The following is a 26,846-nucleotide window of genomic DNA, read 5'->3' on the forward strand; positions in this document are numbered from 1 at the left end:
ATTGCGACCGATGGCGGGTGTGATCCGCATTCGCGGCGCCCGCGGGCACAACCTCAAGAGCATCGACGTCGACATCCCGCGCGAGCGGCTCGTGGTCGTGACCGGCCTTTCGGGCTCGGGCAAGTCGTCCCTCGCGTTCGACACGCTCTACGCCGAAGGCCAGCGCCGCTACGTCGAGTCGCTGTCGGCCTATGCGCGCCAGTTCCTCGAGCAGATGGAGAAGCCGGACTGCGACGGGATCGACGGCCTCTCGCCCGCCATCGCGATCGAGCAGCGCGGCGTCGGGCGCAATCCGCGCTCGACGGTCGGCACCATCACCGAGATCGCCGACTACCTGCGACTGCTCTACGCCCGCGTCGGCGAGCCCGTGTGCTGGAGCTGCGGGAAGGCGATCACCGCCCAGAGCGTCCAGCAGGTGGTGGACCGTCTGGCCGCGCTGCCCGAGGGCACGCGCCTGTGGATCTACGCCCCGGTCGTCCGCGATCGCAAGGGCGAGCACAAGAAGGAGCTGGAGGATCTGCGGCGCGGCGGCTTCGTGCGCGCGCGCGTCGACGGCGAGCTGCGCGAGCTCGGCGAGGAGATCGCACTCGCCAAGACGCAGCGCCACACGATCGAAGTGCTGGTCGATCGGATCGTGCGGCGCGAGGGCGCGCTCGGGCGGCTCGCCGACTCGATCGAGGTCGCGTTCCGGCACGGCGACGGCATCGCGCTCGTCGACGTCGCGGAACCCGGCGCGGCGGCGCCGGTGCCACAGCTCTTCTCCGAGCGGCACGCCTGCCCAACCTGCGGCGTATCGTATCCCGAGCTGTCGCCGCGATTCTTCTCGTTCAACAGTCCGCTCGGCGCGTGCGAGGCCTGCGGTGGTCTCGGCGTGGAGCGGCGCTTCGACCCGACGCTGATCGTGGCCGATCCCGGGGCGCCCTTGCCGCGCGCGCTGGCCGGCGCGGTGCTGCGCGCGCTCCCCGGTCTCGATGAAGCGTTGATGGCCCTCGCCGTCCACTACACGTTCGCTCCGGCGACGCCGTGGAAGGATCTGTCCGAGGCGGTTCGCGAGGTGGTGCTCCGGGGCTCCGGCGACCAGGCGATCGCGTTTCCCGCCGGGCGCGGTGGCCGTGGGATGGTCCGCCGGCCCTTCGAGGGGCTCGTTCTCTGGCTCGAGCGGCGGCTCCGCGAGACGCGCTCCTCGTGGATCCGCGACGAGATCGAGGGTCTGGTCGCCGAGACCCACTGCACGACCTGCGACGGCACGCGTCTGCGTCGCGAGGCGCGTTTCGTTCGTATCGGCGGCAAGAGCATCGTCGACCTGTCGGCGCTCGCGATCCGGGACGCGGCGCGGTTCCTGGGCGGGCTCGCGCTGACGCCCGTGCAGGACGAGATCGCACGGCCCATCTTGAAGGAGGTGCGCGCGCGGCTCGGCTTCCTCGCCGACGTGGGCCTCGACTACCTGACGCTCGATCGCGGGGCGGCAACGCTCTCGGGGGGCGAGGGCCAGCGCATCCGCCTCGCCACGCAGATCGGATCACGCCTGACGGGGGTGCTCTACGTGCTGGACGAGCCGTCGATCGGCCTCCACCAACGGGACAACGAGCGCCTGCTCCGCACGCTCGTCCAACTCCGCGACCTCGGCAACACGATCGTCGTCGTGGAGCACGACCGCGACCTGATCCTGGCGGCGGACCACGTGATCGACATGGGCCCGGGCGCAGGCGTGCAGGGGGGACGGGTGGTCGCCGTCGGCACGCCCGCCGAGATCATGGCGAACCCGGCGTCGATCACGGGGCGCTATCTCGCGCGGCACGAGCGCGTGCCGGTGCCGCAGCAGCGACGGCGCGGCTCGGGATGGTCGATCGGCGTCCGCGGCGCGCGCGCCAACAACCTGCGGAGCATCGACGTCGCCATCCCGCTCGGGACCATGACCTGCGTGACCGGCGTGTCCGGATCGGGGAAGAGCACGCTCGTCATCGACACCATCTACCGGGCCCTGGCCCGCAAGCTCGGGCTCGGCAGTGACGAGGCGGGTGCCCACGACGAGCTCACCGGCTGGCAGCTCGTCGACAAGGTCGTCGAGATCAACCAGGCGCCGATCGGCCGCAGTCCGCGCTCGAACCCCGCGACCTACACCGGCCTCTTCGGCCCCATCCGCGAGCTGTTCGCGCAGCTTCCCGAAGCCCGCGCCCGCGGCTACGGGCCGGGACGCTTCTCGTTCAACGTGAAGGGCGGTCGCTGCGAGGCGTGCACCGGCGACGGGGTCATCGCGATCGAGATGCACTTCCTTCCCGACGTGTTCGTCACCTGCGACGTGTGCCGGGGGCGTCGCTACGACCGGGAGACGCTCGAGGTGCGGTTCAAGGGCCTCTCGATCGCCGACGTCCTCGACCTGACCGTCGCGGAGGCCCTGGACGTCCTGGGCGCCGTGCCCCACGCGCGCCAGCGCCTGGACGTCCTGCGGGAGGTGGGCCTCGACTACGTGCGGCTGGGCCAGGCCGGGAACACGCTGTCGGGCGGCGAGGCGCAGCGGGTGAAGCTCGCCAAGGAGCTCGCCCGGAGAGCCACGGGCAAGACCCTCTACGTGCTCGACGAGCCGACCACCGGCCTCCACTTCGCCGACGTCCAGCGCCTGCTCGACGTGCTGGATAGGCTGGTAAATGCTGGAAATACCGTGCTGTTGATCGAGCACAACCTGGACGTCGTGAAGGCGGCGGACTGGGTCGTCGACCTGGGTCCCGAAGGCGGCGAGGCGGGGGGCCGGGTGATCGTCGCGGGGACTCCCGAGGACGTCGCGAAGTCCGAAGCGTCCCACACAGGGCACTTCCTCCGGCGCGAGCTCGAAGCTCGTCCGAATCCTTGACAGGACCCCTGACCGATAATATCTGATCGACCAGGTCCGGATTATCCGGTATCCTCGCCGGCAAGGGAGCAGAGCGTCATGATGACCAAGGGCATCTACATGGACAACCACGCGACCACGCCGGTCGACCCGCGCGTGCTCGAGGCCATGCTGCCGTACTTCTCCGAGCACTTCGGGAACGCCGCCAGCCGCAGCCACGGGTTCGGCTGGGACGCCGAGAAGGCGGTCGAGACGGCCCGGGAGCAGGTCGCTCGGCTCGTCGGCGCAAAGGCGAAGGACATCGTGTGGACGAGCGGGGCGACCGAGTCCGACAACCTGGCGATCCAGGGCGTGGTCGAGTTCTACAAGGACAAGGGCACCCACGTGGTCACCCAGGTGACCGAGCACAAGGCGGTGCTCGACACCTGCCGGCACCTCGAGCGCACCGGCCGTGCGACGGTCACCTACCTCCCCGTCGACAAGTACGGGATGATCGACCTCGACGACCTCCGCAAGGCGATCACCGACAAGACGGTGCTCGTCTCGATCATGTTCGCGAACAACGAGGTCGGCACGATCCAGCCGGTCGCCGAGATCGGGAAGATCTGTCGCGAGCGCGGCGTCCTGTTCCACTGCGACGCGGTGCAGGGCGCGAGTCTGCTGCCGATCGACGTCGACGCGATGTGTATCGACCTCATGTCGCTGAGCGCCCACAAGATGTACGGTCCCAAGGGCGTCGGCACGCTCTACGTACGGTCCCGAGGGCCGCGCGTGCGGCTCACGCCGATCCTCCACGGCGGCGGCCACGAGCGCGGGATGCGCTCGGGGACGCTCAACGTGCCGGGGATCGTCGGGTTCGGACGGGCGGCGGAGCTCGCCAAGGACGGCATGGCCGACGAATCGCAGCGCATCGCCCGCCTGCGCGAACGGCTACGCGCCGGGATCTTCGAGCAGCTCGACGAGGTGTACCTGAACGGCCATCCGGTCCATCGCCATCCCGGGAACCTGAACGTGAGCTTCGCCTACGTCGAGGGCGAGTCGCTCCTGATGGGCCTCAACGGCTCCGTGCACGCGCTCGCGGCGTCGGCCTCGCTCCCGGCGATCGCGGTGTCGTCGGGCTCGGCGTGCACGTCGGCGACGCTCGAGCCGTCCTACGTGCTGAAGGCGCTCGGCGTGGGCGAGGACCTCGCGCACACGTCGATCCGGTTCGGGCTCGGTCGATTCAACACGGAAGAGGACGTCGACTACGTCCTCGATCGCGTCGTCACCGAGGTGCGGCGCCTGCGCGATCTGTCGCCGCTCTACGAGATGGCGAAGGAAGGCATCGATCTCAACTCCGTCGCCTGGCAGCGCGAGTGAAGGAGAGGAAGCAATGGCGTACAGCGACAAGGTACTGGATCACTACTCGAACCCGCGCAACGTGGGTGCGCTCGACAAGAACGATCCCAACGTCGGCACGGGCGTCGTGGGCGCCCCGGAGTGCGGCGACGTCATGAAGCTGCAGTTGAAGATCAGCGACGCCGGCGTGGTCGAGGACGCCAAGTTCAAGACGTTCGGTTGTGGCAGCGCGATCGCCAGCTCGAGCTACGTCACCGAGCTCGTGAAGGGAAAGACCGTCGACGAGGTGCTGGAGATCAGGAACACGCACATCGTCGAGGAGCTCTCGCTGCCGCCGGTGAAGATCCACTGCTCGGTGCTGGCGGAGGACGGCATCAAGGCCGCCATCTCCGACTGGAAGAAGAAGCGCGCGGGCGAGATGCCCGCGCCCGCCAAGAAGACCGCGTAACGAGGACCTCGATGATCGAGATGACGGACACCGCCGCGGACAAGATCAAGAAGCTCGCGGCCGAGAAGGGCATCGAAGACGGCGGCCTGCGCGTGAAGGTCGTCGGCGGCGGGTGCTCGGGCCTCACCTACAAGATGGACGTCGATCAGCGGCGCGACGGCGACAAGGTGTTCGAGCACGGCGGCGCGAAGCTGGTGATCGATCGCAAGAGCTTTCTGTACCTCAACGGAACGATTCTCGACTACAAGGACGAGCTCATGTCGTCGGGGTTCATGCTGCAGAACCCGAACGTGAAGCGCTCCTGCGGCTGCGGCTCGTCCTTCATCGTGTGACGGCGTGCTGGCGGTTCATCGCGATGGCGAGTGCTGGCACTGCACCCGGCGGACGGGCCTCTCGGCCGCGTGTTCGTCGTGCAGCGCGCCGCAGCCGATCGGCGACGCCGACCTGTTCGCGGTATTGGATCTGCCGCGCCGGCTGACCATCGGCCGCGACGACCTCGAGCGCCGCTATCTCGACGCGTCCCGCGCCGTCCATCCGGACCGCCATCAGACTGGCGATGCCCGCATGCGGGAGCTCTCGCTCACCGCGAGTGCCGCGGTCAACCGCGCCTACCGTACGCTGCGCGACCCGGTGGAGCGGGGCCGCTACTGGCTGGAGCTCCACGGTGAGCCCCTCGGGCGCGACAACAACCGCGTACCACCGGCGCTTGCCGAGCTCGTCTTCCAGACGCAGGAAGCGCTCGAGGAGCTGCGTGGCGCGCCGAACGATCCAGCGCTCCGCCGCTCGGTCGAGGGGATCCACACGAGCCTCGACGAGCGCCTGCGAGGCCTCGAGCGCGATCTCGAGGAGCGCTATGCCGCCTGGGATTCCGGGAATGCGACCGCTCCAGCCATTCTCGCGGACTTGAAGCGCCGGCTCTCGGAGATCGCCTACTTGGGGACGCTCGCCGACGACGTCGACGAGACGCTGGGCGTTTGATGGCACGGGTCATCGGCATAGACCTCGGGACGACGAACAGCCTCGTCGCCCTGCTGGAAGGCGGGACGCCACGCTGCCTCCCGAATCCCGTGACCGGCGAGGTCCTGCTGCCGTCGGCCGTGACCTTCCTCCCGGGCGGCGAGGTCGTAGTCGGGCGAGATGCGAAGGCGCTCGCCGCCGAGCGTCCCTTCGATACCATCCTGTCCGTCAAGCGCTTCATGGGGCTCGGCTACGAGCACGTGACCGACGAGGATCGCCGGCGCTACCGCTTCGCCGAGCCGCGCGACGGGCGCAGCGACGTCGTGCGCTTCGTGGCCGGCGGTCGCGAGGTGACGCCGCCGGAAGTGTCGTCGTACGTGCTCCGCGAGCTCAAGCGGTGGGCGGAGGCGGCGATCGGCGAGCCGGTCGAGCGAGCCGTCGTGACGGTGCCCGCCTACTTCAACGACAGCCAGCGCCAGGCGACGCGAGCCGCCAGCCGTCTCGCGGGTCTCGAAGTGCTGCGTCTCGTGAACGAGCCGACGGCCGCCTCGCTCGCCTACGGGCTCGACAAGGGCGACGAGGGTGTGGTCGCGGTCTACGACCTCGGCGGCGGGACGTTCGACGTGTCGATCCTGCGCCTGCGCGGCGGCGTCTTCGAGGTGCTCGCGACCGGCGGCGATACGCGCCTCGGCGGCGACGATCTCGACACGCGCCTCGCCGACGTGATCGCCCGGGACCTGCCGGAGGCGATCCGGAGCCACCCGCAGGTACGCGCCCAGGTGCTGCAGCTCGCCGAGCAGACCAAGCGCGCGCTGTCGTCGCAGGAACGCGCCGAGATCGTGCTCGTGCCTCCCGGAGGAGCGGGGGAGGTTCGCCGTACGATCACGCGTGCCGAGTTCGAGGAGCTCGTTCGGGACATCGTCGAGCGCACGAGCCGGCCCTGCCGGCAGGCCCTCAAGGACTCCGGACAGAAGACGGAGGACGTCCGCAACGTCGTCGCCGTCGGCGGGTCGACCCGCGTGCCGCTGGTGCGCCGCCACATGGAGGCGCTCTTCGGGCGCCCGCCGCTCGCCGACATCGACCCCGACCAGGTGGTCGCGCTCGGCGCCGGCATCCAGGCGGGCATCCTCACCGGCGGGCGCAAGGACATGCTGCTCCTCGATGTGGTCCCGCTCTCGCTCGGGATCGAGACCATGGGCGGCGTGTTCACGCGCCTCATCGATCGCAACACGACGATTCCGACCGGGGTGAAGGAGACCTTCACGACCGCCGCCGACGACCAGACCGCCGTCGACGTGCACGTCCTGCAAGGCGAGCGCGAGCTCGCGGCCGACAACCGGAGCCTCGCGCGGTTCCGGATTCCGATCGAGTCGATGCCGGCGGGCGTTCCGCGCATCGAGCTCACCTTCCTGGTCGACGCGAACGGCATTCTCTCGGTCACGGCGGCGGATCTCCGAACGGGTCGCGAGCGCACCGTCGAGGTGAAGCCCTCCCACGGTCTCACCGACGACGAGCTCGAGCGCATGCTCGAGGAGTCGATCGATCATGCCGAGGACGACGTGCGGCAGCGAATGGTGCGCGAGGCTCGCGTCGACGCCGAAGTGATCCTCCACGCGACGCGCGCGCAGCTCGCAAAGCACGCGGGCCTGCTCGAGCCGGGTGAGCGGGAGCACCTCCAGGCGGCCGTGCAGGCCCTCGAAGCGGCGGCCGCCGGCGACGACCCGGTCGCGATCCGCGACGCGTACGACGCGCTCAGCCAGGCGAGCGAGCCGTTCGCGCGGCGGATCATGGATGCGGCGCTCGTCGAGAGTGTCGGCGGACACACCCTGGAGGAGCTCTGATGGAGCTGCGGTGGGACGACGCCGAAGAGATCGGCGAGGCCCTGGCGGAGGCGCATCCGACCGTCGATCCTCTCGGGGTCCGCTTCACCGACATGCATCGCTGGATCTGCGCGTTGCCCGACTTCGCCGACGACCCGAGCCGATCCAGCGAGGGGGCCCTCGAACGTATCCAGATGGCCTGGGCCGAGATCCGGAACGAAAAGGAATAGGAGCGCATCGATGTCGTTCATGCAGGTGAGCCGCAAGGTCGACTATGCCCTCCGGGCCGCCATCCACCTCGCGAGTGACGCGCATCGCGAGCGGGCCTGCTCGGTCGCGGAGATCGCCGAGCGCGAGCGCATTCCGCGGCAGTTTCTCGAGAAGATCATCCGGGACCTCATCAGGACCGGCCTGGTGCGCTCCCGGCGCGGACCCCACGGGGGCTACGTGCTGGCGCGCGCCGCCGAGGAGGTCACATTCAAGGATGTAATCGAAGCGGTCGAGGGGCCGATCTCCCTCAACGTCTGTGTAGGGGAGCATGCGGAATGCTTCCTGCTAGGCACCTGCGGCATGAACCGCGTCTGGGCCGAGGGGCAGCGCCGGGTCATGGATCTGTTTCAGAACACCACGATCGCGTCGGTCCGTCACGCGCTTCCGGGAGGGGATTCCGGCCCGATTCGCCCTGAATATTCGTCACCTGCGGGGGTCTAATCGGCGTGACTCAGATGCCCCCCCACGTGTTGCTGCAGCACCGGCTCCAGGGACGAGCCACCACCACAATGAAGACGCGAGACATCAGTGCCGAGGAGAAGGTCCAGGAGCTGTTCCAGCCGGATACGCTTCTGCCTTCCCAGTACTTCGACCGCATCCGGCGCCGCGCCAGCTTCGACGGCGAGCGCCGACTCATGGTGGCGATCCTCGAGGACGCGGTCGACGTGTACCGCAAGCAGGTGGGCGCGCGCGATCGCAAGCGCCACCAGCTCTTCGAGGACGCCGAGGCCTGGATCGAGAGCGCGGACAAGTCGTGGATCTTCTCGTTCGAGAACATCTGCGACGTGCTCGGCATCGAGGCCGCCTACGTGCGCAAGGGCCTGCGCGCCTGGAAGGCGCGCGCCGGCGGCGAGCGTGGTCAAGTGGTCGCCTTTCGCACCGACGACCGCGAGGACGACGTGGATCGCGACGAGGCGGCCGAGCTGGCGTGATCCGCAGACGTCGCTCGCGCGGCGGGCGACGAGAGCGACGAACGAGGAGGATGGTGAACATGGAGCGGGTGTCGGCTCGACGACAGGACCCGACGGGCTGCGGGCATCTGGGACTGCGGGAGCTTCTCGAACCGCAGCTTCGGCGGCTCGTCGCCGAGCGTCTCGGTACGCCGGAGGAATGGCTCCGGCCGGAGGTTTCTCTCGTGCACGATTTGGCGGTCGATTCCCTCGATCTCACGGAGATCGCCGTGGAAGCCGAGCAGCGCTTCGACGTCAGCCTCCCCGAGGCGACCATGGATCGAGTTCGCACCTACGGCGATCTCGTCGACGTCGTGATCGACGCGCGTCTCACGACGTCCCCGCCGGCGGTACCGTCCGTGTTCGTTCGGGCGTCCGTGCTTCCCGCGGCGCGCGACGGGCGCGGCGTCGTCACGCGTTCGGCGTGGCTCTCGGCCTACACGGTCGAGACGCTCGCCGCCGATGCGCGACGTGCCGGTCCGGGCGCCAAGCTCGCCATCACCGTGCCGGCGGCGGCTCCACTCGCGACCGCCGAGCGCGTCGAGCGGTGCTTCGCGCATCTGGGACCGCTCGGCGTCGCGGTCGACGTGCACCACGAGCGGCCGCGCGACCGCCGCGCCGTCGCGTAGGCACGAAGTTTCCCTGGCTGCGGCCTTTGGGTAGAAGGCCCGGGTGCCGATTCGCCAGCACGTCGCGTGCCCGAGCTGCGACACCGCGCTCCTACGCACGCCCGGGGGGCGATGCCCGACGTGCGGCACGGCGATCGGTGACCACGTGCGGAGCGAGCGCGCGCGCGAAGAGCGCATCGAGAAGGTGGTGGCCGTCATCGGCACCGTGCTCGTCGTCGGCGTGCTGGCTCTGACGTCCGGCCTCGGGCTCATCGAAGGCGTGCTCGCCTATGCCGTCGCGGGCTCGATCATCCTGTACCTCGCGAGGAAGACATTCTGACCATGGACAACGCTCTCCCGACTCTTCGTGTCCGGTCCGGCAGCCCGAGCGCCGTTCGTGCCGATCTGCTGGTCGTCCCGGTCTCGTCCGACGACGTGCGCGGCGCGCTCCGCAAGCTCGGGCGCAGTGCGGCGGCCACCACGCGCCGCGCACGGGCGGCCGACTTCCGCGGCCGTCCGGACGATACGCTCGTGCACCACGACGATCGTGGAGCGATCATGCTCGCCGGTACGGGTGGCGAGGCGGACCTCGACACCTGGCGCAAGCTGGGCGCGCGCGCTCGCCGCGAGGCCGAGCGCAGCGGTGCACGACGGGTGGCGATCTACCTCGGCCGTGCGATCGAGCGCCGCGATGTGCTGGCAGCCGTCAGCGAGGGATTCCTCCTGGTCGGCTACCGGTTCGATCGCTACAAGATCGATCGCAAGGCGTCGAAGGTGACGAGCCTCGCGCTGCTCGGCGAGGGCGCGCCAAGACCGGCCGTTTGGAGGCCGGTCGTCGCCGACGCTGCAGCAATGGCGCGGCTCGTGTTCGCGGCGCGCGACCTCGTGAACGAGCCCCCGTCGATCGCGACGCCCTCGTTCATCGCCAAGCACGCCGAGCGACTCGCCGTGGAGACGCCCGGTCTCAAGGTCGAGGTCTGGGCCGGGCGCCGGCTCGAGCGCGAGGGTCTCGCCGGTCTCCTCGCCGTCGCACGTGGCACGCACGAGCAGCCGCGCTTCATCCAGCTCAGCTATGCGCCGCGGGGCGCGAGGCGACGGGTGGCGCTCGTCGGCAAGGGCATCACGTTCGATTCCGGCGGGCTGTCGCTCAAACCCGCGAAGTCGATGGAGACCATGAAGTACGACATGGCCGGCGCGGCGACGGTGCTGTCCGCGGTCGCCGCCGTCGCGCGCCTCGGGCTGCCGGTCGCGGTGACCGCCTACGCGCCGACGACGGAGAACCTGCCCGGTGGAGGCGCGCAGAAGCCCGGCGACGTCATCAAGTTCATGAACGGCAAGACGGCCGAGGTGCTGAACACCGACGCCGAGGGCCGACTCGTCCTCGCCGACGCCCTTGCGCTCGCCGCGAAGGCGAAGCCCGACGCCATCGTCGACCTCGCGACGCTCACCGGCGCGGCCCGCGTCGCCCTGGGGACGAGCTACGCGGCGATCCTCGGCAACGACCAGGCGACGATCGATTCTCTCATCGCCGCGGGCCGGTCGGTCGGCGAGCCGCTCTGGCAGCTCCCGCTCGCCAAGGAATACAAGGACGACATCCGCTCGCCGATCGCCGACGTGAAGAACGTCGGAGGCGGCGAGGCCGGTACGATCACGGCGGCGCTCTTCCTCGAGGAGTTCGTCGGTGACGCGAAATGGGCGCACCTCGACATCGCCGGCCCGGCGTTCGCCGAGAAGGATACCTCGCTCGGCGGACGGGGCGCGACCGCGTTCGGCGTTCGGCTCCTCGTCGAGTGGATCCGCGGTCTCGTGCGCTGATCGCTCAGGCGCCGAAGCGCTCGCGCACCCACGTCTCGGCGCCCTCGCGGGTCGTGACCTCGCCCTCGAGCTGCGCCGTCTCGAGCGCCCGCAGCATCTCGCCGAGCCGCGGCCCCGGCGCGAATCCCATGGCGATGAGGTCATCGCCACCGAGCAGGCGCTGCGGGCGCACCGCCGCCGCGAGCTCCCGTCGCCGCCGCTCGCAGAACTCGACGAACTGGAGGTCCTTGTTCGAGGCGAGCGCGTCGATGCGCGCGAGCGCGAGGAGATCGTCGAAGCCCTCCTCGGCCAGCATCCGCTTCAGGGTCGAAAGGCGCATCTCCGGCGCCTGGACGAGCCGGAGGTGGCTGCGGACGAGGTAGGCCACGCGCTCCCAGGTCTCGCGGCTGCGCTTCAGGCGCTGAACGATCGCGATCGCCATCTCGGCGCCGACGTCCGGATGGCCGTAGAACGTGATCCGCCCGTCCTCGCGACGGCTCTGGCACCGCGGCTTCGCGACGTCGTGGAGCAGGCAGCCGAGCGCGAGCGCCTCGGACGTGCCGGCCGCGAGCTGCTCCAGGAGGAGCAGCGTATGCGTCCACACGTCACCCTCGGGGTGGTAGTCGGACGACTGCTCGACGCCGCGCATCGCCGCGACCTCGGGCAGGACGACGTCCAGGAGCGTGGTCGCGGCGAGGAGCTCGAAGCTCGTACGCGCCGCCCCCTCGGTCAGCATCTTCACGATCTCGTCACCGATCCGCTCGGCGGCCATGTCGGTCACCGACGCTGCGGCCGCGACGATCGCCGCGTGGGTCGCGGGCTCGATGCGAAAGGCGAAGCGCGCGGCGAGACGGACCGCGCGCAGCATCCGCAGGCGGTCCTCGGCGATGCGCGCTCCCGCGTCGCCGATCGCACGGATGATACCGGCGCGCAGATCCGCCTGGCCGCCCACGAAGTCGATGACGTCGCCCGAGATCGGGTCCTGGAAGAGCGCGTTGATCGTGAAGTCACGGCGCTGCGCGTCCTTCTCGGCCGTCGCGAAGTGCACGGCGCTCGGCCGGCGGCCGTCGATGTAGGCGTCGTCGGATCGGAACGTCGCCACCTCGAACTGCGCATCGCCTTCGAGCACGAGGATCACGCCGAACTTCGCGCCGACCGCCACCGTGCGCCGAAAGAGCTTGCGGACGACCTCGGGCGGCGCCGCGGTCGCGACGTCGAAGTCGCCCGGCTCGCGCCCGAGCAGGCGGTCGCGCACGCAGCCGCCCGCGAGGTACGTCTCGTAGCCGGCGGCGCGCAGCCGCCGGACGACGTCAGTGGCGACTCGCCCCCGGTCGCCCATTGCCGTCGAAGTCGAACAGGACCTTGATCGCCCCCGATTCTCGCTGCTCGCCACATGCGAGGAAGGCGTCGCGATAGTCGTCGAGCCGGAAGCGGTGCGTGAGGATGGGTGTCACGTCGATGCGGCCGCTCTTCACGAGCTCCAGGTAGATCTCCATGGCGTGCCGGCGGCGGCCCTCGAACTCCTCGACGCCGAAGGCGTTCGACCCGATGACGGCGATCTCCTTGAAGTAGAGCGGCGTCCACTCGAAGCGCTTCGGGGCTTCGACGCCCGTGATGACGATCGCCCCGCGCGAATCCGCGATCCGTACGCCGGCCTCGACCGTTTCGGGGAAGCCGACCGTGTCGTAGATCACGTCGATGCCGCCGCCGTAGAGCCATGGCAGGCCGAACCACGGCTTCAGCACCTGCGCGCCGGTTTCGCTCGCGATGCGCTCGATGAGCTCCCGGACCGGTTCGTGCGGGAGCACGACGTGCGCGCCGAAGCGCTCGGCGATCCGGCGCTGGTGCTCGAAGCGCGCGACCGCGAACACGCGAACGTCCGGGTGCACGTGGCGCAGGATGGCGATCGCGAGGAGCCCGAGCGTGCCACAGCCGTAGACGAGCGCGGTCGCACCCGGCTGCGGCGGGCGCTTCAGGATGCCGTGGAGGGAGACCGAGAACGGGTCGGCGAGCACGGCCTGCTCGTACGAGACCCCGTCGGGGATCGGGATGCACATGGACTCGTGCGCGGGGACGAGCGGCGCGAAGCCGCCCGTCGCCTTGCTCGAGTTCCCCGTGTGGATGCCGGGTGGGATGATGCCCCGGGCGAAGTTTCGGCAGATCGAGTACTGGCCTCGCTGGCATTCGGGGCAGGGTGGCGTGATGCCGCGCGGCCCGCACGAGAGCCACGGGTTCAGCACGACGCGATCGCCCACCTTGCGCGTCGTCACCGCGGGTCCGATCTTCGCGATCGTGCCCACCACCTCGTGCCCCAGCACCTGGGGGAACGAGATGATCGCGGTCATCGGGTTGTCCATGTTGCCGTTCAGGAACATCTGCTTGTAGTCGCTCCCGCAGATGCCGCACAGGCGCGTCTGGATGACGACCCAGTCGTCGGCGGGAAGCTCGGGCTCGGGAATGTCCTTCAACGCGGCGGGCGAGAACGGGCCGAAGAAGAATCGCTTGTCGAGACGGCCGAGGAGCCCGGACACGACCTGTCGCGGCACGCTCACGTCACACACGAGGGCTCGCATCTGCGCCCACCCCTCTCATGCGAGGGCGGGGCGGGCAAGTGCGAGAGCTTGGCACGGCCCTGTCGCGTGGGGCACGATGCGCACGTGGCCGGAGGAACGAACCCGCTGCGCGCGATCCCGTCGGTCGAACGGCTCCTGCGCCATCCGGACGCCGTCGCTCTGGTGGCGCGCTGCCGGCGCGAGCGCGTGGTCGAGGCCCTGCGGATGGCGCTCGCCGACACGCGGCGGGCCCTCGCCGACGGAGGCGTGCTGCCGTCCGACGCCGCGCTCGTCGCCGCCGCGACCGCGTTCCTCGACGCCGGCACGGCACCCCGCCCGACCCGCGTCGTCAATGCGACCGGCGTCGTCCTGCACACGAACCTCGGGCGCGCCCTCCTCGCCGACGACGCGATCGCGGCGATGGCCGACGCCGCACGCGGCGCCATGAACCTGGAGCTCGACCTGATCACCGGGCGGCGCGGCGATCGCGACGCGCTCCTCGCGGACGACCTGTGCGCGCTCACGGGAGCCGAGGCCGGGCTGGTCGTCAACAACAACGCCGCCGCCGTCCTGCTCGCGATCGCGGCGCTCGCGGGCGGTCGCGAGGTCGTGGTGTCGCGCGGCGAGCTGGTCGAGATCGGCGGCAGCTTCCGGATGCCCGAGGTGATGGCCGTGAGCGGCGCCCGGCTGCGCGAGGTGGGGACGACGAATCGCACCCATGCCGACGACTACCGCAAGGCGATCGGCCTGGAGACCGGCCTGCTCGTCAAGATCCACACGAGCAACTATCGGATCGTCGGCTTCACGGCGGACGTCGAGCTGCGAGACCTCGTCACAATCGGCCGGGCGCACGGCGTTCCCGTCCTCGACGATCTCGGGAGCGGCGCCCTCGTCGACCTCGCCATCCTCGGACTCCCGTCCGAGCCCGTCGTGCGCGACCGCGTCGGCGCCGGCGCCGACCTCGTGTCGTTCAGCGGCGACAAGCTCCTTGGTGGGCCGCAGGCGGGCATCGTCGTCGGCCGGCGCGATCTCGTCGAACGGCTCGCGGCGCACCCGCTTCGCCGTGCGCTCCGATCCGACAAGATCCGCCTGGCGGCGCTCGCCGCGACGCTGCGCCTGTATCGCAACGCACCCGATCTGCCCGCCGCGCTGCCGACGCTGCGCTGGCTCACACGGCCGCTCGCCGAGATGGACACGGTCGGCCGCGCCGTCGCGCCACACCTCGCCGCGCGACTCGGCGAGGGCTATCGCGTGACCGTCGTCGATTCCGAGGCCGAGGTCGGCAGCGGCGCGGCGCCGACGGCGACGCTTCCCAGCCGGGCGCTCGCGGTCGAGCATCCCGACCTCTCGCCCGACGACGTGGCGGCCCGCTTCCGCCAGGCGACTCCACCCGTGATCGGTCGCGTGCATCGCGGGCGCTTCCTGCTGGACCTCCGCGGCGTGTTCTCGCCGGACGATCTCGCCGTCACGTTCGCTTGAGCGATGCCCGTCGTCATCGGCACGGCGGGGCACATCGATCACGGCAAGACCGCACTCGTGCGCGCGCTGACGGGTCAGGACACCGACCGCCTGAAGGAGGAAAAGGAGCGCGGGATCTCCATCGACCTCGGCTTCGCCTGGTTCGACGCGCCCGACGGCACGCGCGCCGGCGTCGTCGACGTGCCGGGACACGAGCGCTTCATCCGCAACATGCTCGCCGGGGCGCACGGGATGGACCTCGTCCTCTTCACGGTCGCGGCCGACGACGGCGTCATGCCGCAGACCGAGGAGCACCTCGACATCCTCCACCTCCTCGGCGTGCGCCGGGGGATCTGGGTCGTGACCAAGATCGATCTCGTCGATGCGGAGCGGGTCGCCGCCGTACGGGAGGAGATCGAGATCCTCGCCGTCGACTCGACGCTCGAGGGTGCCCCGATCCTGCCCGTCTCGGCGACGACGGGCGAGGGAGTCGAGGTGCTCCGCGCGGAGATCGCGCACCAGCTCAGCCTGCCTGCACCGCCGGCGGGTGCGGGGCCGTTCCGCCTACCGGTGGATCGTGCCTTCGTGATGCGCGGGCACGGCGTCGTGGTCACCGGCACGGCGATCGCAGGCACGGTTCGCGATGGCGATGTCGTGCGGATCCTGCCGGGCGGAGACGAGGTCCGGGTGCGCAACCTGCAGGTCCATGGGACGGCGGTCGCCGAAGCCCGCCACGGGCAGCGCGTGGCACTCAACCTCGCCGGCATCGAGCGGCAGGACCTCGGGCGCGGCCACGTCGTGTGCGACGTGCAGCTGGCTCACACGACGACGCGCTTCGACGCCTTCGTCGAAGTGCGACCCGGCGCGCGCCGTCCGCTCGCTACGCACGGCCGTGTTCGCGTCCATCTCGGAACCGCGGAGGTGGTCGGCAAGGTGGTCGTGCTGGGCGGACGTCCCGGCCTGGCACCTCGCGAGCGGGGATGGGCGCAGCTGGCGCTCGCCGAACCCGTGCTCGCGCTCCGCGGCGACCGGTTCATCCTGCGTGACGAGACGGCGCGCTGGACGCTCGGCGGCGGGGTGGTCGTGAACCCGTTCGCCGACCGGCATCGACGCGACGAGCCGGACCTCGCCGAGAAGCTCGCCGCCCTGCGCGACGGCGACGACGCGACGGCCGCGCGCACGCTCCTCGGCCTCGTGCCATCCTTCGCTTGTGACGGGGCGACGATCGCGTCGGCGCTCGGCGTCGATCCGGGTCGCGTGGGCCCGTCGCTGGCGCGCGCGCCGGACGTCGTCCCGATCGCGGAGACCGGGGCACCCGAAGCGTACACGACCACCGAGAAATGGGAACGCCTGCGAGCGGATGTTCTCGCGCGCGTCGCGGCGGCACACGGCGAGCGGCCGCTCGAGCCCGGCGTCGAGATGGAGCACCTCCGCTCGCAGGTTCCGTTCGAGGTGTCGGCGAGGACATTCCGGTGGTGCATCGAGCGCCTGTGCGCGGAGAAGGTGCTCGTGCGCGAGGAGAGTCTCGTCCGGCTCCCGGAACACAAGGTGGCGCTCGCGACCGACGCCCGTGCGTTGGGCGAGCGTCTCGAACGCCTGCTCGCGGAGGGCCGCTTCACGCCGCCGGATCTCCGCCAGTTGGGGGACGCGCTCGAGATCCCCCGCGCGCGGCTCGCCCAGGTGCTGGGTGTGCTCGAGAAGGAGCGGCGGGTCGTGCGCGTCGCTCCGGATCTCTACTACGCCCCCGATGCGGCCGAGGAGGCGAAGCGCCTCCTCGCCGACCACTGCCGGACGCACGGCGAGATCTCGGCAGGCGCGTTCCGCGATCTGATCGGTGCATCGCGGAAGTTCGCGATCGCGTTTCTCGACTGGTGCGATCGGACGGGTGTCACCACGCGCGTCGGGGACCTGCGTCGGTTGCGGCGCTGAGCGGGGTGGTCTCGGTGGCGCGAGGTCGGGAGCGCTGCTTCGGCTTCGGCTCCGCCGCGCGACGACACATGCGGCTCGTCTCGGCCCCCACAGTTCGTCGCGCCGCTTCGCAGGCGCCTCCGCATCGCCCCCGACCTCGCGACGCGACGCGCTGGCTCAGCGACGTTCGGCCGCACGGGCGACGCGCCTGGACACCTCGTCTGCGGGGGGTTAGCGTCGGCGGCATGTCGGATCCCGCGCGCGCGTCGGCTTCGCCGTTTCGATTGACGGATCGGGCACGCGCGGCTGGTTGTGCGGGGAAGATGGGGCCGGCGGATCTATCGAAGATCCTCGGGGCGCTGCCGCAGATGGTGCATCCGGATCTGCTGGTCGGGACGGCGACGTCGGACGACGCCGGCGTGTATCGGCTGACGCCGGAGCTCGCGATCGTGCAGACCGTCGACTTCTTCGCGCCGATCGTCGACGACCCGTTCACGTTCGGACAGATCGCGGCGGCCAACGCGATGTCGGACGTGTACGCGATGGGCGGCGAGCCCCGCACGGCGCTCAACGTCGCGGCCTTTCCGCAGGCGGACGTTCCGATCGAGATCCTCGGCGAGATCCTTCGCGGCGGGATCGAGAAGGCGCGCGAGGTCGGCGTGGTCGTCCTCGGCGGCCACACCCTCGTCGACGAGGAGATCAAGTACGGCATGGCGGTCACGGGCGTGGTCCATCCCGATCGCATCTGGCGCAACGTGGGCGCGCAGCCGGGCGACGTCCTGCTCCTGACGAAGCCCCTCGGAACGGCGATCGTCACCACGGCCGCGAAGCGCGGCGAGCGGGTCGGCGACGCCCTCGCGGCCGCGACCGCGAGCATGACGACGCTCAACGCGGCGGCGGCACGGGTGCTCGCGAGCGTCTCTGTCCACGCCTGCACCGACGTGACCGGTTTCGGCCTCATGGGCCACGGCTACGAGATGGCCCATGGAAGCGGCGTGCGCCTGGTCGTCGACGCGACGGCGCTCCCGACGCTGCCGCGCGCCCGCGAGCTCGCCGCCGCCGGCACCTCCACCGGCGGCTGCCGCCGCAACCGCGCCTGGCTCTCCGACAAAGTCGCCGTCGCGCCGACCGTCCCGCCCGATCTGGTGGAGGTCGCCTTCGACCCCCAAACGTCCGGCGGCCTCCTGGTCGCCATCCCCGAGCGCGAAGCAAACCGAGCGCTCGACCTCCTCCACGCCGCAAACGTCCCAGCCGTCCGCATCGGCCAGGCCGAGCCGCGCGCGTCTGGTCCGTTCCTCACCCTAGGCTAGAGCCGCCGACGACGGGCGCGACCCCGAGCGCGCGCCTCGGCGCGTCGCGAGGTCGCCGGGGGCGAGGTGGAGGCGCCTGCGAAGCGGCGCGACGAAATGTCGGGCCGAGACGAGCGGCATGTGTTCCCGCGCGGCGGAGCCGAAGCCGAAACCTCGCCCCCGGCGACCTCGCGACGCGGGACCGATCCCCGAGCGCTCAGTGCCCGCCCGTCATCGGTGTCTCCGACCCGGTCATGCCCTGCGGCACCTGGAGCTTGTCCAGCACCATGTCGTCGACCTTGACGTTGGCGTTCTGCTTCAGCTCCGCGTAGCGCTTGTCCTGCTGGTCCTGGATCGCCTTGTTGCGGAGCGTCGCCTTGATCTGCTCCTTCACCTGGTCGAACGGACGGCGCTCGCCCTCCTTGCGCTCCACGACCATGATGATGTGGTAGCCGTACTGCGTTTTCACGACGTCGCTGATCTCGCCCTGCTTCAAGGTGAAGGCGGCCCGCTCGAACTCCGGCACCATGCGGCCCTGTCCGAACATGCCGAGGTCGCCGCCCTTCGCGCCGCTCGTCTTGTCGGTGGACTTCTCCTTCGCGATGTCGGCGAACTTCGTGGGGTCGGCCTTCACCTGCTCGAGGATCTCCTTGGCCGTCGGCTCGTCCTTCACGAGGATGTGGCTCGCCCGGATCTGCGTCGTGGAGTAGAGGTTCGGGTTGTCGTCGTAGTAGGCCTTCGCCTGCTCGTCCGTGATCTCCGGCGGCTTCTGGAACTCGCGCACGAGGCGCTGCACGACGAGCCGGCGCCGCAGGTCGTTCACCTGCCGCTCGACGTCGTCGTCCTTGTCGTAGCCGAGCTTCTGTCCCTCGGTGAAGAGGAGGTCGTTCAGGATCATGTTGTCGACGAACTGGCGCTTGCGATCCGGCGCGGTCAGATAGGCGCGCGACGGCGCAGGCAGGCGGGAGATCTCCTTCAGCACGCGATCGGTCGTGAGTCGCTTGCCGCCGTAGGTGGCGACCACCTCGCCGCCGTCGTCGGCTTGCGTTGCGGTCGTCGCAGAAGGCGCGGCGGGCTTCGCGGCGGGCGCGGCCTTCTCCTCCTTCTCCTTCGGCTGGCAGGCGACGATCCCGAGCGCGACGGCGAATGCGAGCGACACGACCTTCCGATGCATGCGAGCGCCTGTACCGGTCGTCCGGCTGCCTGTCAATTTTGTGAAGCGTGCCGACGACCGATTGACGGATCGCCGCATGTCGCGAAAGTCCCCTGTACGCCGCCCGTGGCATGTGGCTTGCTGCCCGTAGTCTCGTGTTCTGGTCCGTCGAGCTCGGCGCCGACGACGTCGACGCGCAGCACCTCGCTGCACAGATCGCGTCGCTGACGCAGGTCGCGACCGACATCGATGCGAAGCTCACCGTCCTCGGGGCCGGTGGTCTCGCGGGCGCCGTCGGTCTGTACCAGCGGATGACGTCGGTGGTCGACGCCGCTGGCGGCCCGGAGCTCGACCGCATGACGACTCGCGTGGAGGAGCTGATGCGCGCGCTCGAGGAGGTCGATCGCCGGCTCACCGCGCTCCGCGAGCTGAAAGCCCTGCTCGAGCGGATCGACGAGCCGCGCTAGTCCGGACACTAGCGAGCCAGGAGACGGCGAACGGCGACCAGCACCTGGCCGGTCGCCGCGCCCGCCGTGTCGATCAGGACGTCGCCGACCGCCGCGACCCGCCCGGCCACGAAACGCTGATGGATTTCGTCGGACGCCGCGTAGAGGGCGGCGAGGGCGGTCGCCAGCAGCGCGTGACGCGCGCTCCAGGGTGCGTCCGCCCGCAAGGCGCGTACGAGAAGCAGGCCCAGCACCAGATATTCGGCGAAGTGGCCGATCTTTCGCAGCACGAGGTGCATCGCTTCCAGCGTGGCGTAGTCCGCCGACGGGAACAGCCAGCGCAGCAGCGGCATGAGGAACGCGCCCGTGTGCTCGCCGGCGCCCCAGCTCGTCGATGCGAAGAAAATGACCAGCGCCCACGCCACGGGCGGCGTCCAGCGCTCGAGGGTGGAACGCCTATCCGACAAGCTCGCTGACGGCCTTGCTCACGAGCGCGAGCGTTTCCTCGTCGAACTCGGCGTCGATGAAGCTCTCGATCTTCTCGCGCTGCGACGCGTAGCGCTTGCCGCCCGCCGCGTCGGCGAGCTGCGTGCCGGCGAGCAGATCCAGGTAGCGCAGCATGGCGGGATAGCGCCCGGGGTCGCCCGACGAGAGCTTCTGGTCGAAGGCCAGACGGATGGTGAGGAACGCGAGCCGGTACTTCAGATCTTCGCTGAGCTCCATCTAGGGTCTCCCTGAGGCCGTGGCCCCCTGCGCCTTCTCGAGGATGAGCGCATAGTCGTAGTAGGTGCGTTCGAGCGCGCCCGAGACGCGCCGGCCGTTGATGAAGAGCGTCGGCGTCGACTCGATGCCTGCCGCGATGCCGGCGCGCACGTCGGTGCCGACGCGGTCGCGCGTCATCGGGTCGTCGAGGCACGTCCGGAAGGTCGGGATGTCGAGCCCGGCCTCGCGTGCGTAGCGGAAGAGGCTCTCGCGATCGAGCGTCTTCTGGTTCTCGAACAGGAGGTCGTGATATTCCCAGAACCGGTTCTGGGCCTGGGCGCACTCGGCGGCAGCGGCGGCGAGGCAGGCGTCGACGTGGACGGTGCGGGACATCGCCTCGTTGCACGACGAGTCGAGGGGGAAGTGACGGAAGACGAGGCGCACGTCGGTGCGCGCCCTCAGCAGGTCGTGAAGGTCCTTGAACGCCTGCCCGCAGGCCGGGCACTCGAAGTCGGAGAACTCGACGATCGTGACCGGAGCGTTGGCCGGCCCCTTCGAGGGCGCGTCGGGACGCACCACGTCCCGGAGCGGGACCACGGGCAGCTTCACGTACTGGCGCGCGAATTCGGGATCGCGCGCCTCGACGTCGGCCACCGTATCGGCCGGCGCGGGGCTCCGGACGGCGGCGAAGGTTCCGCCGGCGAGGGCGACGGCGAGGGCCAGCGCCGCGGTCGCGTGCGCGGCGACCCGCCGGCGCAGCCACCCGGCGCCCGGCGCGGCGTGGAAGTTCCGCGCCAGCGGCAGCACCGTTACGAACCACGCCACCACGACGAGGTCGAGCGTGAGGCACAGGAGACACGCGTAGTGCAGCACCACCGCCATGATCGTCGCGAGCACCGCGGAGAACCCGAGGCCCCCCGAAGCAAGCGCGATCAGGACGAGATCGGCGAGACCACCGTAGATGCCGAGGACGGCGCCGGGGATCGCCGCGACGACCCCGGCCGCGAAGGCTACGCCCGCCCACAGCGCGACGGGCATGTCGAGGAACGTGCCGTAGCGGCTCGAGAGGACGGCGTCGCAGTTCACGACGCCTCCCATGTTGCAGAAGCTCGTGTACCCCGCCTGGGTCGCGAGCCGTCGATCGACGTCCAGGATGACCCCGCTCACCGCGAGGCCCACGAGCGCGATGACCAGCGCGACGCGGTGACGAGTGGGGCGCGGAGCCATTTGCGGGCGAGGGCCGGAGTCTATCCAGGCCCCCGCCCGCTTTCAATCCGGGGGCGCCGCAAGCGACGCGCTAGAACTGATACGTGAGGCGGATCGACGTCTCGGAGCGACCGTTATTGAGACCGGCGAGCCCCCACGTCTCGAAGATCGGCGAGGAGTGTCCGACCGGCGTGATGAAGTACTTCTGTCCGACGTTCACGACCATGTCGTTGCGCACCAGGTAGTCGACGGACCAGAACGCTTCCATGTTCCACGAGTTCACCGGATCGACGGCCATGCCGAGAACCGGCACGATGGAGCCGCCGCGGTAGAACGAGAAGGCCGCCAGGGTGAACAGCGCCTCCCAGCCGCGGATCTTGTCGCGGAAGGCGACCGACTGCGGGCGCTGGCTCGACGGAAGATCGAGGCCGCCGACGAGACAGGAGGGGACCGTCCGGCGCACCGACGACGGGAGCTGGGCGATGTTCTGCGCGCCCTCGACCTCGCGGCCGTTCACGGTCGCGCGGCAGTCCGGGTTGTTCAGGAGGTGATGCCAGAAGAACTGCCCGGTGAGGAACCACGTGCTCTTCTTGTTGAGCCACCGGATCCAGGTGGGCCGATCGAACGCGAACATGCCCTTCCACATGTCCTTCTTCGTGATGCCGGGCAGCGCCGGGTTGTCGAACAGCGTCACCTTCGTGGTGTCGAAGAAGGGAACCCCCATGTCGTAGATGGTTTCGAGACGGAACACCGCCTGGGTGTACTGCTCGTCGGAGTAGTTGGCCGAGAGGCCGATCGAGTGGACGTACGGCGCGTAGGCCTCGGCAGGGAACTCGCCCTTGTTGACGAAGCGCTGCAGCGCCGCGACGTCCTGGGCCGAGTTGCCCGACGAGGGCACACCCTTGAGTGGCGCGTAGTTGGTGCCGTCGTCACCAGCCCAGCGCTGATAGAAGTAGACGAGCCCGGTCTCGATGCCGGCCGGCAGGATCGCGTGGTAGCGCACGCCCACCTGGCTGTTCTCGAGCGGGTTGCGCGTGTAGGTGCCCTGCTTGAAGATCTTCGAGCCGCCGATCAGGCGCTGGCAGAGCTGCTTGCCGGCGGAGTCGAGGCAGGGGCCCGCGGTGAACGCGCCGTCGATCGGGTTGGTGAGTGGATTGAGGAAGGGAAGGCCCCAGGGGCGCGGGAAGAAGGCCTGCTTCGCCGGCGCCCAGTCGCCGGGGTTCCAGTACCACTCGAGGAAGTTCTGGCTCGTGCCGAACACGTCGCCCAGATCGTAGAGGAACTTGAACATCCAGAAGGTCTGACGGATCTCGTCCCAGCCGAAGGCCGGTGGCGGGATCTCCTGCTGGAAGTGCCAGGTGAGGTCGAGCGAGTTCGCCCGATCCAGCATGCGGAAGTTGTCGGTCTCGCCCCAGACGATCTGCTGCTTGCCGGCGCGTACGGTGAGGGGGATCTGGCGGAGCTTCAGGTCGACGTAGAGCTCGCGGAGCTGGTTGTCGAACTTGAAGGCGTCGCGTTCGTTGGTGGTGAGGCTGTCGAGGAAGAGCTGCCGCGACAGCGTCCCGTGCGGCGTCTTCAACTGGTGGGCGAAGTCCCACACGTGCTGGCCGCCGTAGGCCTTGCCGTGAATGTCTTCCTTCTGGCCGATCTGCGGGAGCGTGTCGTAGACGCTGTCGTAGACGCCGCGCCACAGCACGAACAGCTTCGACGACTGGATGAACGGGATGTCGTAGTTGTTCATGAACTTGCCGCCCTGGAGCCAGTCGTAGTCCAGCCGCAGGTGCGCCGTGTTGCGGTTCTGGATGTACTGGTAGTTGCTGGCGTCCTGCATGCGCATGAGGTTCTGGCTCTGCAGGTTGCCGGAGATCTCCAGCGGGCCGAACTTCTGCGTCGCGCGCGCGTACCCGGGCAGACAGAGCCCGATCGCAACCAGCACGACCGCGGTGAGCCTCTTCACGTGACGGCGGTCCGACATTCCCACCCCTCCCTGGTTTTGTCGGCTGTAAGGCTGGGCGTAGCTACCGCACATCGGGCGGGCTTTGCAATGCGGAAGCGTCATCGATCGCACCGTGCGGCGCGATTCTGCGACCGGATGAAAAAGGGCGGCGGAGCCTTCTGGCTCCGCCGCCCTCGTCGGACGCGTTCCGGGCAGGGACTACTTCGTGAAGACGATCGAGCCGGGCAGGAGCAGCGCCCCAGGACCGGGGAGGCCGGCCGTCGAGTCGACGAGCGGTGCACCGGTGGGGGGGATGCAGAAGGCGCTGGCCAGTACGCCGCCGTCGGCCTTCTTGGGATACGTCGGGTCGGGCCACGCCGGCTGGGTGACCACCGGCGTTCCCGTCCGGGTGATGTTGCCGATGCCGGTGTTGGGGTTGGTCGGGAAGCAGGGCGTCTTCTGCGGATTGTTGCAGCAGAACTGCTGGATGCCACCCTTGAAGTCGGTGGAGGTCGAGCAGTCGACGTTGCAGACGAAGTTCGTGGCGCCCGTGAGGTTGCACTCGTCGTGCCGAACCTGGCCAGCGCAGGGGCAATCGGGGCACTGCTGCGTCGTTGGAGTCCCGGATGTGTTGTTCTGAAGGGTCGAGGTTCCGGTCACCAGCCCCAGCGCCACGGCCGGCGTGCCGAGCAGCGCCGAGCCTTCCGGCAGGCAGTCGCGGGAGACGGGGTACTTCGCGTTGACGATGGTGGGCGGGTTGTTGACGACGACCTGGCCCTCGACGTTGCACGACTGGCCGGCGTTCCGGCCGGTGTCGCACTTGCCGTTCGTGCAGCGCGGGCAGACCTGCGTCGCCGAGCCCTGATAGGTGTCTGCGAGCAGGTTCACCGGCGTGGTGGACGCGTCGAAGCTGCCGTCCTGGATGTTCAGGGTCGCGGTGATCTGGGGATCCGCGTAGCGGTTGATCACGCAGACGGCGACGTTCGAGGAGAACAGGGGCAGCGGAGGCCCGAACGCGGGGCCGTTGAGGCTGCCCTGTCCGGTTGCGCCGCTGGCCTGGCAGGTCGGGTTGGAGCTCTCGTCGCAGCCGGTGAGGCAGTACTTCAGCTGGCTGCCGCTCGGCGTGATGAAGTTGTGCGACTTGCCCGACTCACCGGTGTCGAGGTCCGAGCCGGAGGTGGGCACGGTGAACGTCACCTGGCTGGGCCCACCGTTCGGATTCGCCGGGCACTTGGCGTCGCCGACCAGACACTTGAGCTTCAGCTTGTCCTTGTCCGTCTTCGGCGAGCCGGTGCTGGCCTTGGCCACCAGCGTGAGCGTGAGAGGCTTGCTCGGCTTCTGGGTGCCCTTCTTCGTGACCTTCAGGGGCAGCTGGACCTGCTGCGTCGTGCCGCAGGTCTCGACCGTGGAGTCGCCAGCGACCGGCGGGACCGGGAAACCCTTGGTTACCCAGTTTCCCTTGTAGGAGGCGATGGGCTGCGGCGTGCAGCCCGCGTCGCCCTGCTCGTACGCGCACACGCTGATGTTGAAGGTGCAGGTGCCGTCGGTGGTGCCGTCGGCGTCGCAGGGGTCGCCGTCCTTGCACTGGAGCTGGTTGGTTCCGACGTTGGCGTCGACGCCGTTGAACACGGCGTAGCAGTCGGACTTCGACGGGCCACCGCCCGCCACCGTGGCGAATGCGGTGGGCACCGACACCGCGAGGAGCGCGATCGCGAGCCCGCCGATCCGTATGTTCGTCGTAATCATGATGATTCCCTTCCTTGGCCTACTGGAGCTGGATCATTCCGGGCAGCGAGACCGCGCCCGGTCCGGGCAGGCTCGCGGCGCCGTCGATCAGGCCGTTCCCGGTGGCCGGGATGCAGAACACCGACGCGAGGGTCGTGCTGTGTCCCGCCATGTCCGAGATGTTGCCCGCCGGCGCGCCGATCTCCGTGACCTCTGTGGCCACCGCGGTGAGGTCGACGCCGGTCAGGACGTTCGTGCCGCCGAAGCCGGGAGCGCCGTCACCCGGGTTGAGACCCTGACCGGGGCAGAAGACGCCGCCCGGATCCGATCGCGTCACGGTTCCCGTCGACAGCGGGTCGAGGCTGACGGGGAATTCCGGCAGATACGTGCCAGGAGGCGGGCAATCGAGCGTCGTGCCCTGCGTGCCGACCGGCGTGCAGTCCATTTGATCGTTGGGGCCGCCCTGACACTTGAGACCCATGCCCAGGTCCACGCACTGGACGCACGGCGTGCCCGTTATGGTCTGGTCGCTCGTCACGAAGGTGTGGGAGCGCAGTGGCAGGATGAGCTTCGCCTCGCCCGTGTTCTTCGCGATCTGCCCCCCGCCCGCGTTGCCGAAGGTGTTGAGGACGCAGGTCGAAAGCGGGCCGTTCTCGATCGGGAGCGGCGGGCCGAAGAAGCAGTTGGGCGTGTCGATGCAGGCGCCGGCGACACCACCGCAATCCGCGTCGCTCGTGCAGGTGGGGAGTGGGAACGACGTGGGGCTGTTGATGCAGCTCTTACCCGGCCCGGCGGCGGCGGTGCAGGAGAGCTTGTCGCCGGTGTGCGGCCCGACGAGCAGGGTATTGTTCGTATCGGGGCACGAGTGCGTGACGTCGAGGATGCTCGTCGCTCCGTCGGGCGTCGCGCCACCTGGCACCGTGCTCGCGCCACCGCCGACGTACAGGCAGCCGGCGCCGAGGGCCAGCATCGAGTCCGTGTTGGCCGTGACGTTGTGCACCTTGACGCTACCGCTGGTCGGCGCCTGCGCCTCGGGCTGGAGGCCGACGCCGCCGCAATTCGCGCTGACGTTCGTGCCGGTGGTGAAGTTGATCGTCCCGGTCGACGACGCGCAGACGAGGCACGTGCAATCGGACTGGCAGAGGCTCCCTGCCGCGCAGCCGGTCGGCGACGCGGCCGGATCACACGCCTCGCCCGGGTTCACGGTGCCGTCGCCACAGACGCCGGGCAGCGTGGTCGTGGTCGTCGTCGTGGTCGGGCACGTCCCCGGCTGCGGGTTGCAGGTGAACTTGGTCTTGTCGGAGTCCTTGTTCTTCCCGGCCGGCTTCACGTCGGCCTGCGCCGACGCCATGATCGTGCGGCTGCCGGGCTTCTTGCCCTTCTTCTTCGTGGTCACGAGGAAGTCGATGAAGGCGCCGAAGGCCGAATCCGCGGAGGTCGGGTTCGCGGGAACCACGGT

25 protein-coding genes are annotated in these 26,846 nt (G+C 69.8%); 16 read left to right on the forward strand and 9 right to left on the reverse strand.

The features are described from left to right. Nucleotides 1-10: 10 nt before the first annotated feature. The 12 genes from uvrA (at nt 11) to VMS22_20850 (ending at nt 11,033) form a co-directional block, all read left to right on the forward strand. Nucleotides 11-2,848, forward strand: coding sequence for an excinuclease ABC subunit UvrA (uvrA, locus tag VMS22_20795; GenBank protein HXJ36481.1), 2,838 nt, complete (start codon nt 11-13; stop codon nt 2,846-2,848). A gap of 78 nt (nt 2,849-2,926) precedes the next feature. Further along, nucleotides 2,927-4,186 (forward strand): IscS subfamily cysteine desulfurase, encoded by a 1,260-nt coding sequence (locus tag VMS22_20800; protein HXJ36482.1) that lies wholly within the window; start codon nt 2,927-2,929, stop codon nt 4,184-4,186. 13 nt (nt 4,187-4,199) lie between these two features. Next, on the forward strand, nt 4,200-4,613 hold the full coding sequence (iscU, locus tag VMS22_20805; GenBank protein ID HXJ36483.1) for a Fe-S cluster assembly scaffold IscU: 414 nt from the start codon (nt 4,200-4,202) through the stop codon (nt 4,611-4,613). 11 nt (nt 4,614-4,624) lie between these two features. Continuing rightward, nucleotides 4,625-4,945, forward strand: coding sequence for an iron-sulfur cluster assembly accessory protein (locus tag VMS22_20810; protein HXJ36484.1), 321 nt, complete (start codon nt 4,625-4,627; stop codon nt 4,943-4,945). Between the two features lie 4 nt (nt 4,946-4,949). Then, nucleotides 4,950-5,591 carry a Fe-S protein assembly co-chaperone HscB gene (gene hscB / locus VMS22_20815; GenBank protein ID HXJ36485.1) on the forward strand — a complete coding sequence of 214 codons (642 nt, stop codon included), beginning with the start codon at nt 4,950-4,952 and terminating at the stop codon, nt 5,589-5,591. Further along, a complete protein-coding gene (gene hscA, locus VMS22_20820) occupies nt 5,591-7,411 on the forward strand; it encodes a Fe-S protein assembly chaperone HscA (GenBank protein HXJ36486.1) in 1,821 nt (606 codons plus the stop codon). The genes hscB and hscA overlap by 1 nt, the downstream gene beginning before the upstream one ends. Then, nucleotides 7,411-7,620, forward strand: coding sequence for a Fe-S cluster assembly protein IscX (gene iscX / locus VMS22_20825; GenBank protein ID HXJ36487.1), 210 nt, complete (start codon nt 7,411-7,413; stop codon nt 7,618-7,620). Before hscA ends, iscX begins: the two co-directional genes overlap by 1 nt. A gap of 10 nt (nt 7,621-7,630) precedes the next feature. Next, entirely contained in the window at nt 7,631-8,101 is a 471-nt protein-coding gene (locus VMS22_20830; GenBank protein ID HXJ36488.1) for an Rrf2 family transcriptional regulator, read from the forward strand. Between the two features lie 68 nt (nt 8,102-8,169). Continuing rightward, nucleotides 8,170-8,592: a hypothetical protein gene (locus tag VMS22_20835; protein HXJ36489.1), complete on the forward strand. Its 423-nt coding sequence runs from the start codon at nt 8,170-8,172 to the stop codon at nt 8,590-8,592. A 59-nt stretch (nt 8,593-8,651) separates the two neighbouring features. Beyond that, a complete protein-coding gene (locus tag VMS22_20840; GenBank protein ID HXJ36490.1) occupies nt 8,652-9,239 on the forward strand; it encodes an acyl carrier protein in 588 nt (195 codons plus the stop codon). Between the two features lie 43 nt (nt 9,240-9,282). Beyond that, nucleotides 9,283-9,558, forward strand: a complete 276-nt coding sequence (locus VMS22_20845) for a hypothetical protein (GenBank protein HXJ36491.1) — start codon at nt 9,283-9,285, stop codon at nt 9,556-9,558. Between the two features lie 2 nt (nt 9,559-9,560). Continuing rightward, nucleotides 9,561-11,033, forward strand: coding sequence for a leucyl aminopeptidase (locus VMS22_20850; GenBank protein ID HXJ36492.1), 1,473 nt, complete (start codon nt 9,561-9,563; stop codon nt 11,031-11,033). A gap of 4 nt (nt 11,034-11,037) precedes the next feature. On the opposite strand, the gene VMS22_20855 is transcribed toward VMS22_20850, so the two are convergent. After that, a complete protein-coding gene (locus VMS22_20855; GenBank protein HXJ36493.1) occupies nt 11,038-12,351 on the reverse strand; it encodes a CCA tRNA nucleotidyltransferase in 1,314 nt (437 codons plus the stop codon). Next, nucleotides 12,323-13,585: an alcohol dehydrogenase catalytic domain-containing protein gene (locus VMS22_20860; GenBank protein HXJ36494.1), complete on the reverse strand. Its 1,263-nt coding sequence runs from the start codon at nt 13,583-13,585 to the stop codon at nt 12,323-12,325. Before VMS22_20860 ends, VMS22_20855 begins: the two co-directional genes overlap by 29 nt. 84 nt (nt 13,586-13,669) lie before the next feature. On the opposite strand from VMS22_20860, the gene selA reads away from it, so the two are divergent. The 3 genes from selA to selD all read left to right on the forward strand — a co-directional run bounded on the left by selA (nt 13,670) and on the right by selD (nt 18,240). Then, nucleotides 13,670-15,043 (forward strand): L-seryl-tRNA(Sec) selenium transferase, encoded by a 1,374-nt coding sequence (gene selA / locus VMS22_20865; protein ID HXJ36495.1) that lies wholly within the window; start codon nt 13,670-13,672, stop codon nt 15,041-15,043. A gap of 3 nt (nt 15,044-15,046) precedes the next feature. Beyond that, the gene (gene selB / locus VMS22_20870) at nt 15,047-16,951 is read left to right on the forward strand and encodes a selenocysteine-specific translation elongation factor (protein HXJ36496.1); all 1,905 of its coding nucleotides are present in this window, start codon (nt 15,047-15,049) and stop codon (nt 16,949-16,951) included. Nucleotides 16,952-17,175: 224 nt separating this feature from the next. Then, on the forward strand, nt 17,176-18,240 hold the full coding sequence (gene selD / locus VMS22_20875; protein ID HXJ36497.1) for a selenide, water dikinase SelD: 1,065 nt from the start codon (nt 17,176-17,178) through the stop codon (nt 18,238-18,240). A 196-nt stretch (nt 18,241-18,436) separates the two neighbouring features. Here the strand turns inward: selD and VMS22_20880 are convergent, their stop codons facing one another. After that, on the reverse strand, nt 18,437-19,393 hold the full coding sequence (locus VMS22_20880) for a peptidylprolyl isomerase (GenBank protein HXJ36498.1): 957 nt from the start codon (nt 19,391-19,393) through the stop codon (nt 18,437-18,439). A 134-nt stretch (nt 19,394-19,527) separates the two neighbouring features. Here VMS22_20880 and VMS22_20885 point away from each other — a divergent pair, with 134 nt between their 5' ends. After that, on the forward strand, nt 19,528-19,839 hold the full coding sequence (locus VMS22_20885; GenBank protein HXJ36499.1) for a hypothetical protein: 312 nt from the start codon (nt 19,528-19,530) through the stop codon (nt 19,837-19,839). An 8-nt stretch (nt 19,840-19,847) separates the two neighbouring features. On the opposite strand, the gene VMS22_20890 is transcribed toward VMS22_20885, so the two are convergent. The 6 genes from VMS22_20890 to VMS22_20915 all read right to left on the reverse strand — a co-directional run. After that, entirely contained in the window at nt 19,848-20,243 is a 396-nt protein-coding gene (locus VMS22_20890) for a VanZ family protein (protein HXJ36500.1), read from the reverse strand. Between the two features lie 31 nt (nt 20,244-20,274). After that, entirely contained in the window at nt 20,275-20,541 is a 267-nt protein-coding gene (locus VMS22_20895) for a hypothetical protein (GenBank protein HXJ36501.1), read from the reverse strand. Continuing rightward, complete coding sequence (locus VMS22_20900; protein HXJ36502.1) at nt 20,542-21,747, reverse strand: thioredoxin domain-containing protein; 1,206 nt, start codon at nt 21,745-21,747, stop codon at nt 20,542-20,544. Nucleotides 21,748-21,817: 70 nt separating this feature from the next. Continuing rightward, complete coding sequence (locus VMS22_20905) at nt 21,818-23,701, reverse strand: DUF1302 family protein (protein ID HXJ36503.1); 1,884 nt, start codon at nt 23,699-23,701, stop codon at nt 21,818-21,820. Between the two features lie 180 nt (nt 23,702-23,881). Then, complete coding sequence (locus VMS22_20910) at nt 23,882-25,408, reverse strand: hypothetical protein (GenBank protein HXJ36504.1); 1,527 nt, start codon at nt 25,406-25,408, stop codon at nt 23,882-23,884. A 19-nt stretch (nt 25,409-25,427) separates the two neighbouring features. Continuing rightward, nucleotides 25,428-26,846, reverse strand: a 1,419-nt coding sequence (locus VMS22_20915; protein ID HXJ36505.1) for a hypothetical protein, incomplete at its 5' end; no start/stop codon positions are given.

Source organism: Candidatus Eisenbacteria bacterium, from assembly GCA_035577985.1.
GTDB lineage: Bacteria > Desulfobacterota > Binatia > DP-6 > DP-6 > DATJZY01.

Bases quoted from the DNA above. Each gene is read 5' to 3' on its own strand.
- VMS22_20860 (HXJ36494.1), bottom strand. From the start codon at position 13,585: ATGCGAGCCCTCGTGTGTGACGTGAGCGTGCCGCGACAGGTCGTGTCC.
- VMS22_20855 (HXJ36493.1), bottom strand. From the start codon at position 12,351: ATGGGCGACCGGGGGCGAGTCGCCACTGACGTCGTCCGGCGGCTGCGC.
- iscX (HXJ36487.1), top strand. From the start codon at position 7,411: ATGGAGCTGCGGTGGGACGACGCCGAAGAGATCGGCGAGGCCCTGGCG.
- VMS22_20900 (HXJ36502.1), bottom strand. From the start codon at position 21,747: ATGGCTCCGCGCCCCACTCGTCACCGCGTCGCGCTGGTCATCGCGCTC.
- VMS22_20895 (HXJ36501.1), bottom strand. From the start codon at position 20,541: ATGGAGCTCAGCGAAGATCTGAAGTACCGGCTCGCGTTCCTCACCATC.
- VMS22_20905 (HXJ36503.1), bottom strand. From the start codon at position 23,701: ATGTCGGACCGCCGTCACGTGAAGAGGCTCACCGCGGTCGTGCTGGTT.
- uvrA (HXJ36481.1), top strand. From the start codon at position 11: ATGGCGGGTGTGATCCGCATTCGCGGCGCCCGCGGGCACAACCTCAAG.
- iscU (HXJ36483.1), top strand. From the start codon at position 4,200: ATGGCGTACAGCGACAAGGTACTGGATCACTACTCGAACCCGCGCAAC.
- hscA (HXJ36486.1), top strand. From the start codon at position 5,591: ATGGCACGGGTCATCGGCATAGACCTCGGGACGACGAACAGCCTCGTC.
- selD (HXJ36497.1), top strand. From the start codon at position 17,176: ATGTCGGATCCCGCGCGCGCGTCGGCTTCGCCGTTTCGATTGACGGAT.
- VMS22_20810 (HXJ36484.1), top strand. From the start codon at position 4,625: ATGATCGAGATGACGGACACCGCCGCGGACAAGATCAAGAAGCTCGCG.
- VMS22_20835 (HXJ36489.1), top strand. From the start codon at position 8,170: ATGAAGACGCGAGACATCAGTGCCGAGGAGAAGGTCCAGGAGCTGTTC.
- VMS22_20880 (HXJ36498.1), bottom strand. From the start codon at position 19,393: ATGCATCGGAAGGTCGTGTCGCTCGCATTCGCCGTCGCGCTCGGGATC.
- VMS22_20910 (HXJ36504.1), bottom strand. From the start codon at position 25,408: ATGATTACGACGAACATACGGATCGGCGGGCTCGCGATCGCGCTCCTC.
- selB (HXJ36496.1), top strand. From the start codon at position 15,047: ATGCCCGTCGTCATCGGCACGGCGGGGCACATCGATCACGGCAAGACC.
- VMS22_20800 (HXJ36482.1), top strand. From the start codon at position 2,927: ATGATGACCAAGGGCATCTACATGGACAACCACGCGACCACGCCGGTC.
- VMS22_20830 (HXJ36488.1), top strand. From the start codon at position 7,631: ATGTCGTTCATGCAGGTGAGCCGCAAGGTCGACTATGCCCTCCGGGCC.
- VMS22_20850 (HXJ36492.1), top strand. From the start codon at position 9,561: ATGGACAACGCTCTCCCGACTCTTCGTGTCCGGTCCGGCAGCCCGAGC.
- VMS22_20840 (HXJ36490.1), top strand. From the start codon at position 8,652: ATGGAGCGGGTGTCGGCTCGACGACAGGACCCGACGGGCTGCGGGCAT.